Annotated in this window: 14 protein-coding genes; 8 read left to right on the forward strand and 6 right to left on the reverse strand. The window is 66.5% G+C overall.

Annotation, left to right across the window (positions count from 1 at the left end):
* The first annotated feature begins 145 nt into the window (after positions 1-145).
* The 3 genes from ACOAPY_RS14605 to ACOAPY_RS14615 all read left to right on the forward strand — a co-directional run bounded on the left by ACOAPY_RS14605 (position 146) and on the right by ACOAPY_RS14615 (position 3,699).
* Positions 146-1,846: an amidohydrolase gene (locus ACOAPY_RS14605; RefSeq protein ID WP_465153762.1), complete on the forward strand. Its 1,701-nt coding sequence runs from the start codon at positions 146-148 to the stop codon at positions 1,844-1,846.
* 96 nt (positions 1,847-1,942) lie between these two features.
* Positions 1,943-2,686: a TorF family putative porin gene (locus ACOAPY_RS14610; RefSeq protein WP_465153763.1), complete on the forward strand. Its 744-nt coding sequence runs from the start codon at positions 1,943-1,945 to the stop codon at positions 2,684-2,686.
* Between the two features lie 110 nt (positions 2,687-2,796).
* A complete protein-coding gene (locus ACOAPY_RS14615) occupies positions 2,797-3,699 on the forward strand; it encodes a DMT family transporter (RefSeq protein ID WP_465153764.1) in 903 nt (300 codons plus the stop codon).
* A 258-nt stretch (positions 3,700-3,957) separates the two neighbouring features.
* On the opposite strand, the gene cysK is transcribed toward ACOAPY_RS14615, so the two are convergent.
* Positions 3,958-4,932 (reverse strand): cysteine synthase A, encoded by a 975-nt coding sequence (cysK, locus tag ACOAPY_RS14620; RefSeq protein ID WP_465153765.1) that lies wholly within the window; start codon positions 4,930-4,932, stop codon positions 3,958-3,960.
* A 213-nt stretch (positions 4,933-5,145) separates the two neighbouring features.
* Between cysK and ACOAPY_RS14625 the strand changes: the two genes are divergently transcribed.
* From ACOAPY_RS14625 to ACOAPY_RS14635, 3 genes are all read left to right on the forward strand, one after another.
* Positions 5,146-5,991: an AAA family ATPase gene (locus ACOAPY_RS14625; protein WP_142134971.1), complete on the forward strand. Its 846-nt coding sequence runs from the start codon at positions 5,146-5,148 to the stop codon at positions 5,989-5,991.
* A gap of 145 nt (positions 5,992-6,136) precedes the next feature.
* Positions 6,137-7,315, forward strand: a complete 1,179-nt coding sequence (locus ACOAPY_RS14630; protein WP_076424938.1) for a vWA domain-containing protein — start codon at positions 6,137-6,139, stop codon at positions 7,313-7,315.
* An 85-nt stretch (positions 7,316-7,400) separates the two neighbouring features.
* The gene (locus tag ACOAPY_RS14635) at positions 7,401-7,895 is read left to right on the forward strand and encodes a PaaI family thioesterase (protein WP_021699176.1); all 495 of its coding nucleotides are present in this window, start codon (positions 7,401-7,403) and stop codon (positions 7,893-7,895) included.
* Positions 7,896-7,941: 46 nt separating this feature from the next.
* On the opposite strand, the gene ACOAPY_RS14640 is transcribed toward ACOAPY_RS14635, so the two are convergent.
* Genes ACOAPY_RS14640 through ACOAPY_RS14655 form a run of 4 tightly spaced genes read right to left on the reverse strand, consistent with a single transcriptional unit; the run spans position 7,942 to position 10,200 of the window.
* Positions 7,942-8,475, reverse strand: coding sequence for a DUF2937 family protein (locus ACOAPY_RS14640; RefSeq protein WP_076424942.1), 534 nt, complete (start codon positions 8,473-8,475; stop codon positions 7,942-7,944).
* A gap of 2 nt (positions 8,476-8,477) precedes the next feature.
* Complete coding sequence (locus tag ACOAPY_RS14645; protein WP_465153766.1) at positions 8,478-9,257, reverse strand: class II glutamine amidotransferase; 780 nt, start codon at positions 9,255-9,257, stop codon at positions 8,478-8,480.
* Between the two features lie 3 nt (positions 9,258-9,260).
* Entirely contained in the window at positions 9,261-9,707 is a 447-nt protein-coding gene (locus tag ACOAPY_RS14650; RefSeq protein ID WP_465153767.1) for an HIT family protein, read from the reverse strand.
* 10 nt (positions 9,708-9,717) lie between these two features.
* Entirely contained in the window at positions 9,718-10,200 is a 483-nt protein-coding gene (locus ACOAPY_RS14655) for an MFS transporter (RefSeq protein WP_465153768.1), read from the reverse strand.
* 106 nt (positions 10,201-10,306) lie between these two features.
* Here ACOAPY_RS14655 and ACOAPY_RS14660 point away from each other — a divergent pair, with 106 nt between their 5' ends.
* Together ACOAPY_RS14660 and ACOAPY_RS14665 are read left to right on the forward strand one after the other, a co-directional pair.
* Complete coding sequence (locus ACOAPY_RS14660; protein ID WP_465153769.1) at positions 10,307-12,343, forward strand: S9 family peptidase; 2,037 nt, start codon at positions 10,307-10,309, stop codon at positions 12,341-12,343.
* Positions 12,343-12,768: a hypothetical protein gene (locus ACOAPY_RS14665; protein ID WP_465153770.1), complete on the forward strand. Its 426-nt coding sequence runs from the start codon at positions 12,343-12,345 to the stop codon at positions 12,766-12,768. The genes ACOAPY_RS14660 and ACOAPY_RS14665 overlap by 1 nt, the downstream gene beginning before the upstream one ends.
* Here the strand turns inward: ACOAPY_RS14665 and ACOAPY_RS14670 are convergent.
* Positions 12,752-13,048, reverse strand: coding sequence for a hypothetical protein (locus ACOAPY_RS14670; RefSeq protein ID WP_465153771.1), 297 nt, complete (start codon positions 13,046-13,048; stop codon positions 12,752-12,754). The genes ACOAPY_RS14665 and ACOAPY_RS14670 overlap by 17 nt on opposite strands.
* Positions 13,049-13,054 lie beyond the last annotated feature (6 nt).

Consider the following 13,054-nt stretch of genomic DNA (forward strand, 5'->3'; position numbering starts at 1 on the left):
ACCAGGCAAAAGGATTTTGCACGAACAGGCCGTTCTGCCCGCTCCCCATGCTCGCTAGTCTCGCCGGCAGCTCAATAAAAACAAGGGGTCTGCTGTGAAAAGAGCGTTACTGGCAAGTGCACTAGCTTTTTCCTCCCTGGAAGCCATGGCCGCCGCCGATATGGTGTTTTATAACGGCCAGGTGTTTACCGCCGAGGCCAGCCAGCCCAGGGCACAGGCCATCGCCGTGGACGACGGCAGGATTCTCCAGGTCGGCAGCGACGCCGCCATCCTCGCCCTGGCCGACGCCACCACCCAACGCATCGACCTGGCTGGCAAGGTGCTGATGCCGGGCATGATCGACACCCACAGCCACCCGGTGATGGGCGCCCTTGCCAGTCTGCGCGCCAACCTCTACGACGAGGTCAAGCCGCTGGCGGAACTGGAACAGTGGATCCTCGCGCAAGACGCGGCCGGCACCGCGCGCCTGGACGACATCATCGCCATCAGCGGCGTCAGCTCGGCCTACTGGAAGGACAGCCGCGAACTGGCCAAACGCTTCAACCAGGGCCGCTGGGCCGAGCAGCCGCTGGTGCTCGACGGCATCGACGGGCACACCGGCTGGGCCAACCAGGCCATGCTGCGGCGCGTCGGCATCGATGCCGCACTGATCAAGACCCTGGACGCCAAGGAAGCCAGCTACATCGAGCACGAGGCGGACCTGACACCCACCGGCTACCTCAGCGAAACCGGCTGGGACCGGGTGCGCAGCAAGCTGCCCAAGCCCTCCCATGAACTGATGCTGAAGGCCGCCCGCGAGGCGGTGCGCCTGAATCTGGAAGTGGGCGTCACCGCGTGGATGGACGCTGCGGCCAATGGCGGCGGCGAGCAGTCGCTGTTCGAGATGCGCCCCACCACCCAGGATCTCGGCGTACTGCCGCTGTACCGCGAGCTGGCCGAGAAGGGCGAGTTGAACGTACACGTGGCCGCCCTGCTGCTGGCCCACCCGCAGAGCAAGCCCGAAGACCTCGCTGTGCAGGCCGAGGTAATGCGCCAGTTCAAAGGCGTGCCCAACCTGACCTTCCCCGGCCTCAAGGTGTTCGTCGACGGCATCCTCGAATATCCGGGGCAGACCGCCGCGGTGATCGACCCGTACACCAACAGCCACAAGCAGGGCCAGCTGCTGATCGATCCACAGGGCTTCGGCCCGCTGCTGGCCGCTGCCGAGCAGCGCGGCTGGATCGTGCACATGCATGCGGTCGGCGACCGCGCCGTGCGCGAATCGCTGAATGCCGTGCAGTACGCCCGCCAGCACAATGCCCAGCCAGTGCCACACAGCATCACCCACCTGCAGCTGGTCAACCCCAAGGAGTTCGCGCGCTTCAAGGCGCTCGGCGTGATCGCCTCCATGCAGCTGCTGTGGGCCACCGCCGAGAGCTACACCGAGGAGCTGGTCAAGCCCTACGTCAGCGCCTTCGCCTACCGCTATCAGTACCCGGCGCGCTCGCTGCACAAGGCCGGCGCCACCATTGCCGGGGCCAGCGACTGGCCGGTGTCCAGTCCCAACCCGTGGAACGCCATCGCCCAGGCCAGTACCCGCACAGGCCCGCTCGGGGTGCTCAACGCCGCCGAGAGCATCGACCGCGAAACCATGCTGCGCGCCTACACCATCAATGCCGCCAAGGCCTTGCGCCTGGAAGACCGCATCGGCTCGCTGGCGCCCGGCAAGCAGGCCGACCTGATCTTGCTCGACCGCGACATCTTCACGGTCAGCGATGCCGAGCTGTTCGACACCCGTGTGCTGCAGACCTGGTTCGCCGGCAAGCCGGTGCACCAGGTCGGCGCCACCACCGCCCACGCCGAATAAGACCCACCCGCCGCCTTCACCGTGCGCCCTGCGGCGCGCGGCGGAGCGGCTCGCCTTCGAACTGCCGACCTAACAACCACAACACAAGGCTCTTCCATGCGCATCCAGCACCTTCTCGCCCTGGCCATCGCGGCCGGCGGCACCCTGCAGGCCCAGGCCATCGAACTCAACGAGCAGTTCGCCCTGGCCATCACCCCGGCCATCTACAGCGACTACCGCAACAGCGGCATCTCGCAGACCCTCGGCGACCCCGCCGCCCAGCTCGACCTGATGCTCAGCCACGCCAGCGGCCTGTACGCCGGGGTGTGGACCAGCAACGTCGACTTCGGCTACGACTGGGAAAACGACGATCGCTTCGGCACCCGCCAGGAGATCGACTACTACCTCGGCTACTACTGGCAGATCACCGACGCCATCAGCCTGGACGGCTACTACAACCACTACACCTTCCCCGGCGAAGGCCAGTTCAACGGCAGCGACATCTACCTGACGCTAGAGGCCTACGGCTTCTTCGTCGGCGGCAAGCACTCCCACGACACCGACGACACCGCCTTCACCCAGTACGCCGGCTACCGTACCCAGCTGCCGCTGGAGATCGGTCTGGAGCTGCGCTGGGAGAACGTCGACTACAAGGACGGGGTGTTGTTCAACGCCGATTACAGCGATTCGCGCGAGGACTACGACAACTGGCAGGTCTCGCTCAACCGCGAGCTGGCCGGCATCACCTGGGGCCTCAGCTATGTCGATACCGACCTGTCCGATGCCGAGTGCCTGAGCTTCACCGGCTACGAGGACCTGTGCGGCGCCGACCTGATGGTCAGCGCCAGCAAGACCTTCTGAGCCATGACCACGGCCGTGCGAATGCATCTGTACGGCCGATTTGAGAGTCAGCTGCGGATTGCGCCGCCTGCTGGGCGGCGTAATCTGGCGGCTCCTGCCTGGAGCCGTTGATGAACGCCGCCGACCTGTTCCGCCTGCTGCTGCTCGCCGCCATCTGGGGCGCCAGCTTCCTGTTCATGCGCATCGCCGTGCCGGTGCTGGGCAGCCTGCCGACCGCCTTCTTCCGTGCCAGCCTCGGCGCCCTCGGCCTGCTGGCCTTCCTCCTGCTGATGCGGCCGCTGTGGAACTATCAGGGCAAGTTTCGCGCCTGCCTGATCCTCGGCGTGATCAACGCCGGTCTACCCTCGGTGATGTACTGCCTGGCAGCGCTGGTGCTGCCGGCCGGCTACTCGTCGATCTTCAACGCCACCACGCCGCTGATGGGCGTACTGATCGGCGCGCTGTTCTTCAGCGAGGGGCTGACCGCGAGCAAGGCCGCCGGCGTGGCGCTCGGCCTGTTCGGCGTGGCCGTGCTGACCCGCACCGGCCCGGTGGACTTCGACCTGCCGCTGCTGCTGGGCGCCGCCGCCTGCCTGGTGGCCACCACCTGCTACGGCTTTGCCGGTTTCCTCACCCGCCGCTGGATCGGCCCGCTGGGCCTGGACAACCGCCTGGTGGCCTTCGCCAGCCTGGTCGGTGCCAGCCTGTTCCAGTTGCCGCTGTTCGCCGGCAGCCTGGTCTGGCAGCCGCCCACCAGCTGGGGCGGGCCCACGGTATGGCTGTCGCTGGCCGGCCTGGGCCTGGTCTGTACCGCCTTCGCCTACGTCCTGTACTTCCGCCTGCTGGCCGATATCGGACCGATCAAGGCCAGTACCACCACCTTCCTGATCCCGCCGTTCGGCGTGCTGTGGGGCGCGCTGCTACTGGGCGAACCGCTGAGCTGGGACTACCTGCCGGGCTGTGTGCTGATCGGTGTGGCGCTGTGGCTGGTGGTGAGGCCGAGCGCACCGAGTGCGGCGCCGGCCAGAACGTAGCCCGGATGCAATCCGGGAGCGGAGTGGTCCGTTTCCCGGATTACATCCGGGCTACGACCTTTAGTGCATCCGCGCGCACCGAGCGGGACACTAGCCACGGTGTAGGGCGCGTGGCCAGGGCTAGGGTGAGGGGCTGACGGGCAACTCCGTGGCGCCTGTCGCACCCTCACCCTACGCGGGCCGCCCCGCCCCCTCTCCCATGGGGAGAGGGGATACAAAAAGCCGCCCGAGGGCGGCTTTTTCATGCACGGCAGCTGCTTACTGCTGCAGCTCCTGCTCGGTGAACAGATCACTGAACAGCATGCTCGACAGGTAGCGTTCGCCCGAGTCCGGCAGGATCACCACGATAGTCTTGCCCTGCATCTCCGGCTTCTCGGCCAGGCGCACGGCGGCGGCCATGGCGGCGCCGCAGGAGATGCCGCAGAGGATGCCTTCTTCCTGCATCAGGCGCAGGGCCATGGCCTTGGCCTCGTCGTCGCCGACCTGCTCGACGCGGTCGACGATGGACAGGTCGAGGTTCTTCGGCACGAAGCCGGCGCCGATACCCTGGATCTTGTGCGGGCTGGGCTTGACCTCTTCGCCGGCAATGGTCTGGCTGATCACCGGCGAGGCGATCGGCTCCACCGCCACCGAAAGAATCGGCTTGTGACGCTGCTGCTTGATGTAGCGCGAGACACCGGTGATGGTGCCACCGGTACCGACGCCCGCCACCAGCACATCTACCGCACCGTCGGTATCGTTCCAGATTTCCGGGCCGGTGGTCTTCTCGTGGATGGCCGGGTTGGCCGGGTTGTCGAACTGCGCAGGCATGAAGTGGGTCGTGGGGTTGGCCGCAACCAGTGCCTCGGCCTCCGCGATGGCGCCCTTCATGCCCTTGGCGGGCTCGGTCAGCACCAGCTCGGCACCCAGGGCCTTGAGCACCTTGCGCCGCTCAAGGCTCATGGACGCCGGCATGGTCAGGATCAGCTTGTAGCCACGGGCGGCGGCGACGAAGGCCAGGCCGATGCCGGTGTTGCCCGAGGTCGGCTCGACCAGGGTCATGCCCGGCTTGAGCACGCCGCGCGACTCGGCGTCCCAGATCATGTTGGCGCCGATCCGGCATTTGACCGAATAGCCCGGGTTGCGCCCTTCGATTTTCGCCAGAATGGTCACGCCCTTGGGCCCCAGGCGGTTGATCTGCACCAGCGGCGTGTTGCCGATGGATTGGGCGTTGTCGGAATAGATGCGGCTCATGGCGGAAGTCCTTGTGCAGGCAGGAACGAGACCGCCAAGCCTATGCCCAGGCCGCGCGGGCGTCCAGCCGCTGACCTTGAGCGGGTGACCCGCCATTCAGTGACTGAATGGCGCGTCTGCGTTCACAGTGCGCCGGCACGCGGGGTATATTGGGCTTTTCAGCTGTTCGCCGTGCCGGGCGCCGCCCGCGCGTTACCGTTCGAGGATGACACGATGAAGTTCGAAGGCACTCAGTCCTACGTCGCTACCGACGACCTGAAGCTCGCGGTCAACGCCGCCATCACCCTGCAGCGCCCGCTGCTGGTCAAGGGCGAGCCGGGCACCGGCAAGACAATGCTGGCCGAGCAGCTGTCCGCGGCCTTCGGCGCCAAGCTGATCACCTGGCACATCAAGTCCACCACCAAGGCGCACCAGGGCCTGTACGAGTACGACGCGGTCAGCCGCCTGCGCGATTCGCAGCTGAACTCGGAGAAGGTCCACGACGTTCGCAACTACATCAAGAAAGGCAAGCTGTGGGAGGCCTTCGAGTCCGAGGAGCGGGTGATCCTGCTGATCGACGAGATCGACAAGGCCGACATCGAGTTCCCCAACGACCTGCTGCAGGAACTCGACAAGATGGAGTTCTACGTTTACGAGACCGACGAGACGATCAAGGCCAAGCAGCGCCCGATCATCATCATCACCTCGAACAACGAGAAGGAACTGCCGGATGCCTTCCTGCGCCGCTGCTTCTTCCACTACATCGCCTTCCCCGACCGCGAGACCCTGAAGAAGATCGTCGACGTGCACTACCCGGGTATCAGCGGCGAGCTGGTGGCCGAGGCGCTGGACGTGTTCTTCGACGTGCGCAAGGTGCCTGGCCTGAAGAAGAAGCCCTCCACCAGCGAACTGGTCGACTGGCTGAAGCTGCTGATGGCCGACAACATCGGCGAGGCCGTGCTGCGCGAGCGCGATCCGACCAAGGCCATCCCGCCGCTGGCCGGCGCCCTGGTGAAGAACGAGCAGGACGTGCAGCTGCTTGAGCGTCTGGCCTTCATGGCGCGCCGCGCCGGGCGCTGATTGCTTGTCTCCCCTCTCCCTTTGGGAGAAGGGCTGGGGGTGAGGGATTGCCGGGCGACTCGGTGTTGCCTGCCGGACCCTCTCCCTCCCCCTCTCCCATGAATGGGAGAGGGAACTGTCCGTACATGCCTAGAGGTCCGCAGCCATGCTGCTCAACCTGTTCAATGAAATGCGCGCGGCCAAGGTACCGGTCTCGGTGCGCGAGCTGCTCGACCTGATCAACGCGCTCAAGCACAACGTCGTGTTCGCCGACATGGACGAGTTCTACTACCTCGCCCGGGCGATCCTGGTGAAGGACGAGCGCCACTTCGACAAGTTCGACCGCGCCTTCGGCGCCTACTTCAAGGGCCTGGAAAACCTCAACGAACACATAGAGGCACTGATCCCCGAGGAGTGGCTGCGCAAGGAATTCGAGCGCCACCTGACCGAGGAAGAGAAGGCGCAGATCCAGAGCCTGGGCGGCCTGGACAAGCTGATCGAGGAGTTCAAGAAGCGCCTCGAAGAACAGAAGGAGCGCCACGCCGGCGGCAACAAGTGGATCGGCACCGGCGGTACCAGCCCGTTCGGCTCCGGCGGCTACAACCCGGAAGGCATCCGTGTCGGCGACGCCGGCAAGCGCCAGGGCAAGGCCGCCAAGGTGTGGGACCAGCGCGAGTACAAGAACCTCGACGACCAAGTCGAACTGGGCACGCGCAATATCAAGGTGGCCCTGCGCCGCCTGCGCAAGTTCGCCCGCGAAGGCGCGGCGGAAGAGTTCGACCTCGGTGGCACCATCGACCACACCGCCAAGGACGCCGGCCTGCTCAACATCCAGATGCGCCCGGAGCGCCGCAACACGGTCAAGCTGCTGATCCTGTTCGACATCGGTGGCTCGATGGATGCGCACGTCAAGGTCTGCGAGGAGCTGTTCTCGGCCTGCAAGACCGAGTTCAAGCACCTGGAGTACTTCTACTTCCACAACTTCATCTACGAGAGCGTGTGGAAGAACAACCTGCGCCGCACCAGCGAGCGCTACTCCACCAATGACCTGCTGCACAAGTACGGCCCGGACTGGAAAGTGGTGTTCGTCGGCGACGCCGCCATGGCGCCCTACGAGATCACCCAGCCCGGCGGCAGCGTCGAGCACTGGAACGAGGAAGCCGGCTACGTCTGGATGAAACGCTTCATGGACAAGTACAAGAAGCTCATCTGGATCAACCCCTACCCCAAGGACGCCTGGAGCTACACGGCCTCCACCAACATCGTCCGCGAGCTGATCAACGATCAGATGCACCCGCTGACGCTGCGGGGGCTGGAGGAAGGGATGCGCTTCCTTTCCAAGTGACCAATGAACGGGCCCTGCGGGGCCCGTTCTGCTTTATGGCGAAAGCCGTTAGGCTTGGCCCGTTACCCTTCGCAACGAGCCAAACATGCACGACATTTCCCTGCAGGACGCCGCCGCACCCGAAGGCGTCTGCTACGGCTGCGGCAGCCGCAACCCGCACGGCCTGCACGTCAAGAGCCGCTGGCACGAGGACGGCATCCACGTCGTCGCCGAACACCTGCCCGACCCCATGCACTGCGGCTGGCCGGACCTGGTCTACGGCGGGCTGATCGCCATGTTAGTGGACTGCCATTCGAACTGGACGGCCATGGCCTACCACTACCGAGCCGAGGGCCGCGAGCCCGGCAGCCTGCCGCGCATCGACTGTGTCACCGGGTTCCTCGGCATCAAGTACATCAAACCGACGCCCATGGGCGTGCCACTGCAACTGCGCGCACGGGTCGAGGGCGAGGTGGGGCGCAAGACCCAGGTGATCTGCGAGATCTACGCCGGCGATGTGCTCACCGCCATCGGCGATTCGGTCTTCGTGCGGGTGGATACCGGGCAACTGGCTGCCGCCGCCCACGGTCGCGACAGCTGAAGGCACCACGAACAAAGAAAAGGCCCCTCGCGGGGCCTTTTTCATGTCAGCGCCAGTGGCGCTTCTCGTAGGCGATGGTCTTGTGCTTGCGGCCGATGCCGAGGGTCCAGCCGATGCCCAGCGCCAGCAGCTCGACCAGCCAGGCCAGCAGCAGCCCGACGCCGAGCGCCCAGGCGATGGCCTGGGGCGCCAGCAGCACCTGGTAGCTGTAGGCATCCAGGGTCTGCTGCAGGATCTCGCGATCAGCCGCCGTGGCCAGGTGCCAGGCCTGGGCGTACCAGGGGCCCTGCATGGCCAGCCACTCGGCTTCCAGCAGCTCGGAGCGGCTCACCAGGTGGGCGATGCTGTCGGCGTCGCTGCGCATGACTGCGTCGGTACTGGCGCGGTAGTGGGCGACCAAGGCATTGAGATCGGCATTGAAGAAGCGCGCGGCGGTCTCGCGAAAGCCCAGCAGGCTTTCCTCGGACTCGGCGCGCTGGGCGGCCACACGCTTGCCGTAGTCGTCGACCAGGCCCGGCACCTGCACGCCAACCAGCAGGCCGAAGGCGAATACCAGCAGTCGCAGGTAGCTTCTGAACATCCTCACTCCCCCATCTGTCCCTGGGCAATGCGCTCGCCGCGCCGCCACAGGCTCCACTCGCCCGGGCGCAGCAGGTTCCAGCGCTCGTTATCGGTCAAGGGTTCGGTGGCGATCACGGTCACCACGTCATTGGGCGTGGTCTCCGCCTGGAAGTCCACCGTCACGTCCACATCCTTCAGGCGCGCCGGGCCGAAAGGCGCGCGGCGGGTAATCTGCGCCAGCTTGGTCGAGCAGAAGCAGAACAGCCAGTCGCCGTCGCTGAGCAGGCAGTTGAACACGCCCTTGCCCCGGTACTCCTGGGCCGCCTGCACCAGCACCGGCAACAATACCTCGACCGGCACCGGCTCGGGGAAGGCGCCGCGTACCCGGTTGAGCAGGTCGCAGAAGGCCGCCTCGCTGTCGGTATCACCGACCGGGCGGTAGAACTCGAAACGCGGCGCGAAGCCGGCCAGCTGGCCATTGTGGGCGAAGCACCAGTTGCGCCCCCACAGCTCACGCACGAAGGGGTGGGTGTTGGCCAGGCAGACGCGGCCGACGTTGGCCTGGCGAATGTGGCCGATCACCGTCTCGCTCTTGATCGGATAGCGCTGCACCAGGCGCGCCACCTCGGAATCGACGCTGGCCGCCGGGTCCTGGAACAGGCGCAAGCCGCGCCCCTCGTAGAAGGCGATGCCCCAGCCGTCACGGTGCGGGCCGGTGCCGCCGCCGCGCTGCATCAGCCCGGTGAAGCTGAACACGATGTCGGTGGGCACGTTGGCGCTCATGCCGAGCAGTTCGCACATGGCTCAGCAGCTCTCCGCCAGCGCGACACGCAAGCGCTCGGCCTCGCGCACCAGGCGTGCTTCGATGCGCTTGCGGCCGAACGGCAGGAAGCGGGTGAGAATGCGCCAGCACAGCGCCGGCAGGTCGCCGACACGTCGGGGAATCAGGTGCAGATGCAGGTGCGGCACATGCTGGTTGGCCACCGGACCGTCGTTGATCAGCAGATTGATACCGAGCACCGAGGGATCGCTGCGGTAAAGCGCGCGACCTACTCGGTCGGCCAGGGCCAGCAGCGCCTCACGCGGCGCAGCCGGCAGGTCGGCGAGAAAAGGCGCGTGGCCGCGGGCGACGATCAGCACATGGCTGGGGCGCAGCGGGAAGATATCCAGCAGCACGACGAAATGCTCATCTTCATGGATCACATGGGCCGGCAGCTGGCCGTCGACGATGGCGCAGAACACACAGGTCATGCACTGGGCCTCACAGGCGTGGCTCGATACGCAGGCGCCGCTCGCCCTGGGCATCCAGACGGGTATCGGCGTCGAAACGCTCGTCACGGTCCATCAACTGGCGCAGGGTCGGCTCGTCCGCTGCGGCGGCGGCCTGGTCCGCTTGGCCGCGACGTGCCTGCCACCAGCGCTCGATCGGCCAGCGCAGCCCAGCGAAGGCCAGCCATACCGCCAGCGCGATCAGGCCGTAGATGGAAAGGTCGGCCACCGCCCGCCAGGCGTTGTTGCCCACCTTGAACAGCAGGTCCAGCGCGGTAATGGCGATGGCCGGAGCGAACAGCTCCTTGGCCGGATCGACGATGGTCGGGGTCAACAGCAGCACCGCAACCACCACACGCAGCGGCTCACGCAGCCAGCGCCACATCCAGCCGGTCATGCGGAACCACACCAGCAGGCAGCCCAGCGCGGCGATCGCGTAGAGGCCCCAGGCGAGCAGATAGTCTTGTTCGGTCATGGTGTGTCGTGGCTTGGCCGGCTAAGGGGGGCTTATGATAACGGCTTTTGCGCGACCTGCGCCTCCCCATGGTCGCCCCAGCCGCAACCGAAAGCCGAGAAGCGCGATGACCGACGCCCCGATTACCCGCCGTGAAGCCGGCGCCGACCCCTACCGCTGGCTTGAGCTGCGCGACAGCGCCGAGGTGCTCGAACATCTCAGGGCCGAGAACGCCTACCTCGAGGCACAGCTGGCCGAACAGGCCGAGCTGCGCGAGACGCTGTTCCAGGAGATCAAGGGCCGTATCCGCGAGACCGACCTGTCCCTGCCGGTGCCCTGGGGCCCCTGGCTGTACTACCAGCGCACCACCGCCGGCGACGAATACCCGCGCCACTACCGCTGCCCGCGCCCGGCCGACGGCTCGCTGAGCGTGGATGAGGACGCCGAGCAGCTGCTGCTCGATCCCAACGCCCTGGCCGGCGACGGCTACCTGGCCCTAGGCGCCTTCACCATCAGCCCGGACCACCGCCTGCTCGGCTACAGCCTGGACACCAGCGGCGACGAGATCTACCGCCTGTTCGTCAAGGACCTGGACGACGGCCACATCGACGAGCTGCCGTTCGACGACTGCGACGGCCAGATGACCTGGGCCAACGACAGCCAGACCCTGTTCTTCGTCACCCTGGACGATACCCATCGCCCTCATCGCCTGTATCGTCATGCACTCGGCAGCGAAGGCGCCGATCTGGTGTTCGAGGAAGCCGACGGACGCTTCTTCCTCAGCTGTCATCGCACCAGCTCCGAGCGCCAACTCGTGCTCAGCCTGGGCAGCAAGACTACCAGCGAGGCCTGGGTGCTGGATGCCGACACGCCAGCCGGCGAGTTCCGCTGCCTGGCGCCACGCCAGGAAGACCACGAGTACGACGTCGACCACGGTCTGCTGGACGGCCAGTGGACCTGGTTCGTGCGCAGCAACCAGGCCGGCATCAACTTCGCCCTGTATGCCGCGAGCGAGGCACAGCCGAGCCGCGAGCACTGGCGCGAGCTGATCGGGCACGACAACGCACGCATGCTGGAAGGCATCAGCCTCAACCAGAACGCCTTCGTCCTCAGCCTGCGCGAAGGTGGCCTGCCGATCATCGAGGTGCATCCGCAGGGCGGCGCTCCCTACCCGGTGCAGCTGCCGGATGCCGCCTATAGCCTGTACGTGCAGGACAGCCTGGAGTTTCACAGCCCGGTGATCCGCCTGCGCTACGAGGCGCTCAACCGCCCGGCCCAGGTGCGCCAGCTGGAGCTGGCCACTGGCGCGCAGCAGGTGCTCAAGCAGACTCCGGTGGAAGGCCCGTTCGATGCCGACGCCTACGAGAGCCGCCGCCTCTGGGCCACGGCGGCCGACGGCACGCAAGTGCCGATCAGCCTGGTGGCGCGCCGCGAGGTGCTTACCGCAAGTAACCCCGCCCCGCTCTACCTGTATGGCTACGGCGCCTATGGCGAAAGCCTCGACCCCTGGTTCAGCCATGCGCGCCTGAGCCTGCTGGAACGCGGCTTCGTCTTCGCCATCGCCCACGTGCGCGGAGGCGGCGAACTGGGTGAAGCCTGGTACCGCGCCGGCAAGCTGGAACACAAGACCAATACCTTTGGCGACTTCATCGCCTGCGCCGAGCAGCTGGTCGCCAAGGGCCTGACCACGCCGGCGCAGCTCGCCATCAGCGGTGGCAGCGCCGGCGGCCTGCTGATCGGCGCGGTGCTCAACCAGCGTCCCGAGCTGTTTGCCGCGGCCATCGCCGAAGTGCCCTTCGTCGACGTGCTCAACACCATGCAGAATCCCGACCTGCCGTTGACGGTGACCGAGTACGACGAATGGGGTGACCCCAACCAGCCGGACGTGTTCGCCCGCATCAAGGGCTACGCGCCCTACGAGAACGTGCGCGCGCAGGGCTACCCGGCAATCCTCGCCGTGGCCGGCTACAACGACAGCCGCGTGCAGTACTGGGAAGCCGCCAAGTGGGTGGCCCGCCTGCGCGAACTGAAGACCGACGGCAACCTGCTGCTGCTCAAGACCGACCTCGGCGCCGGCCACGGCGGCATGAGCGGACGCTACCAGGCGCTGAAGGATGTGGCGCTGGAGTACGCCTTCCTGTTCAAGGTGCTGGGGGTCAGCTGATGCAGACCCTGCTCTATCGCTGGCTGCTACTGGTCGGCATGAGCCATATAGTGCTGGGTGTAGTGCTGGCCTTCGCCGTGCACCTGCCGCTCACCCAGGCCTATTTCGACTACCTGCACGCCAGCGTTTCCGCTGCGCCACCCTCGGCGGAGTACCAGGCACTGCTGCGCACCATGGTCGGCCTGTTCGGCCCTACCGTGGCGAGCTGGGGCGTGCTGTTCAGCCTGCTGGTGGTGCTCTATCGCCAGCATGGCCATTGGCAGATAAAACCGGTGATCTTCGTCGCACTGCTGCTCTGGTGTGTGCTGGACAGCGGCATCTCCGCCTATTTCGACCTGTGGCTGCATGCGTACCTCAACAGCGCTGCCGCCCTCGCCATCGCGCTGCCACTCTGGGCATTGCGGCCGCTCAGGGCTTGCCGCTAGCGTCCGCCGGCTTGGCTGAGGGCGGGTTGCCTCGGGTATCCAGCTGCGGCAGCGGCTGATCCCGGGGGAGTGGCTGCGGCGCGAGCAGCGGCGAGCGCGGCGCAGGCTGGCCGGGCCGCACCTGCAGCGGTGGACTACTGCGCGGAGCGGCCGGCAGAGTGCGGATCTGCGGCTGTGCATAGGGCTGGGGCGTGGCGGTGCCAGGCAGACCTGGCGGCTGGGCCAGGGTCTGCGCAGCCGGCAGCAGCAACAGACAGGCGAAGAAATACAACGAGCGCATGACAGG

This window comes from Pseudomonas stagnisoli, from assembly GCF_048595745.1.
Classification (GTDB): Bacteria; Pseudomonadota; Gammaproteobacteria; order Pseudomonadales; family Pseudomonadaceae; genus Aquipseudomonas; species Aquipseudomonas alcaligenes_A.

Bases quoted from the DNA above. Each gene is read 5' to 3' on its own strand.
- ACOAPY_RS14605 (WP_465153762.1), top strand. From the start codon at position 146: ATGGCCGCCGCCGATATGGTGTTTTATAACGGCCAGGTGTTTACCGCC.
- ACOAPY_RS14610 (WP_465153763.1), top strand. From the start codon at position 1,943: ATGCGCATCCAGCACCTTCTCGCCCTGGCCATCGCGGCCGGCGGCACC.
- ACOAPY_RS14615 (WP_465153764.1), top strand. From the start codon at position 2,797: ATGAACGCCGCCGACCTGTTCCGCCTGCTGCTGCTCGCCGCCATCTGG.
- cysK (WP_465153765.1), bottom strand. From the start codon at position 4,932: ATGAGCCGCATCTATTCCGACAACGCCCAATCCATCGGCAACACGCCG.
- ACOAPY_RS14625 (WP_142134971.1), top strand. From the start codon at position 5,146: ATGAAGTTCGAAGGCACTCAGTCCTACGTCGCTACCGACGACCTGAAG.
- ACOAPY_RS14630 (WP_076424938.1), top strand. From the start codon at position 6,137: ATGCTGCTCAACCTGTTCAATGAAATGCGCGCGGCCAAGGTACCGGTC.
- ACOAPY_RS14635 (WP_021699176.1), top strand. From the start codon at position 7,401: ATGCACGACATTTCCCTGCAGGACGCCGCCGCACCCGAAGGCGTCTGC.
- ACOAPY_RS14640 (WP_076424942.1), bottom strand. From the start codon at position 8,475: ATGTTCAGAAGCTACCTGCGACTGCTGGTATTCGCCTTCGGCCTGCTG.
- ACOAPY_RS14645 (WP_465153766.1), bottom strand. From the start codon at position 9,257: ATGTGCGAACTGCTCGGCATGAGCGCCAACGTGCCCACCGACATCGTG.
- ACOAPY_RS14650 (WP_465153767.1), bottom strand. From the start codon at position 9,707: ATGACCTGTGTGTTCTGCGCCATCGTCGACGGCCAGCTGCCGGCCCAT.
- ACOAPY_RS14655 (WP_465153768.1), bottom strand. From the start codon at position 10,200: ATGACCGAACAAGACTATCTGCTCGCCTGGGGCCTCTACGCGATCGCC.
- ACOAPY_RS14660 (WP_465153769.1), top strand. From the start codon at position 10,307: ATGACCGACGCCCCGATTACCCGCCGTGAAGCCGGCGCCGACCCCTAC.
- ACOAPY_RS14665 (WP_465153770.1), top strand. From the start codon at position 12,343: ATGCAGACCCTGCTCTATCGCTGGCTGCTACTGGTCGGCATGAGCCAT.
- ACOAPY_RS14670 (WP_465153771.1), bottom strand. From the start codon at position 13,048: ATGCGCTCGTTGTATTTCTTCGCCTGTCTGTTGCTGCTGCCGGCTGCG.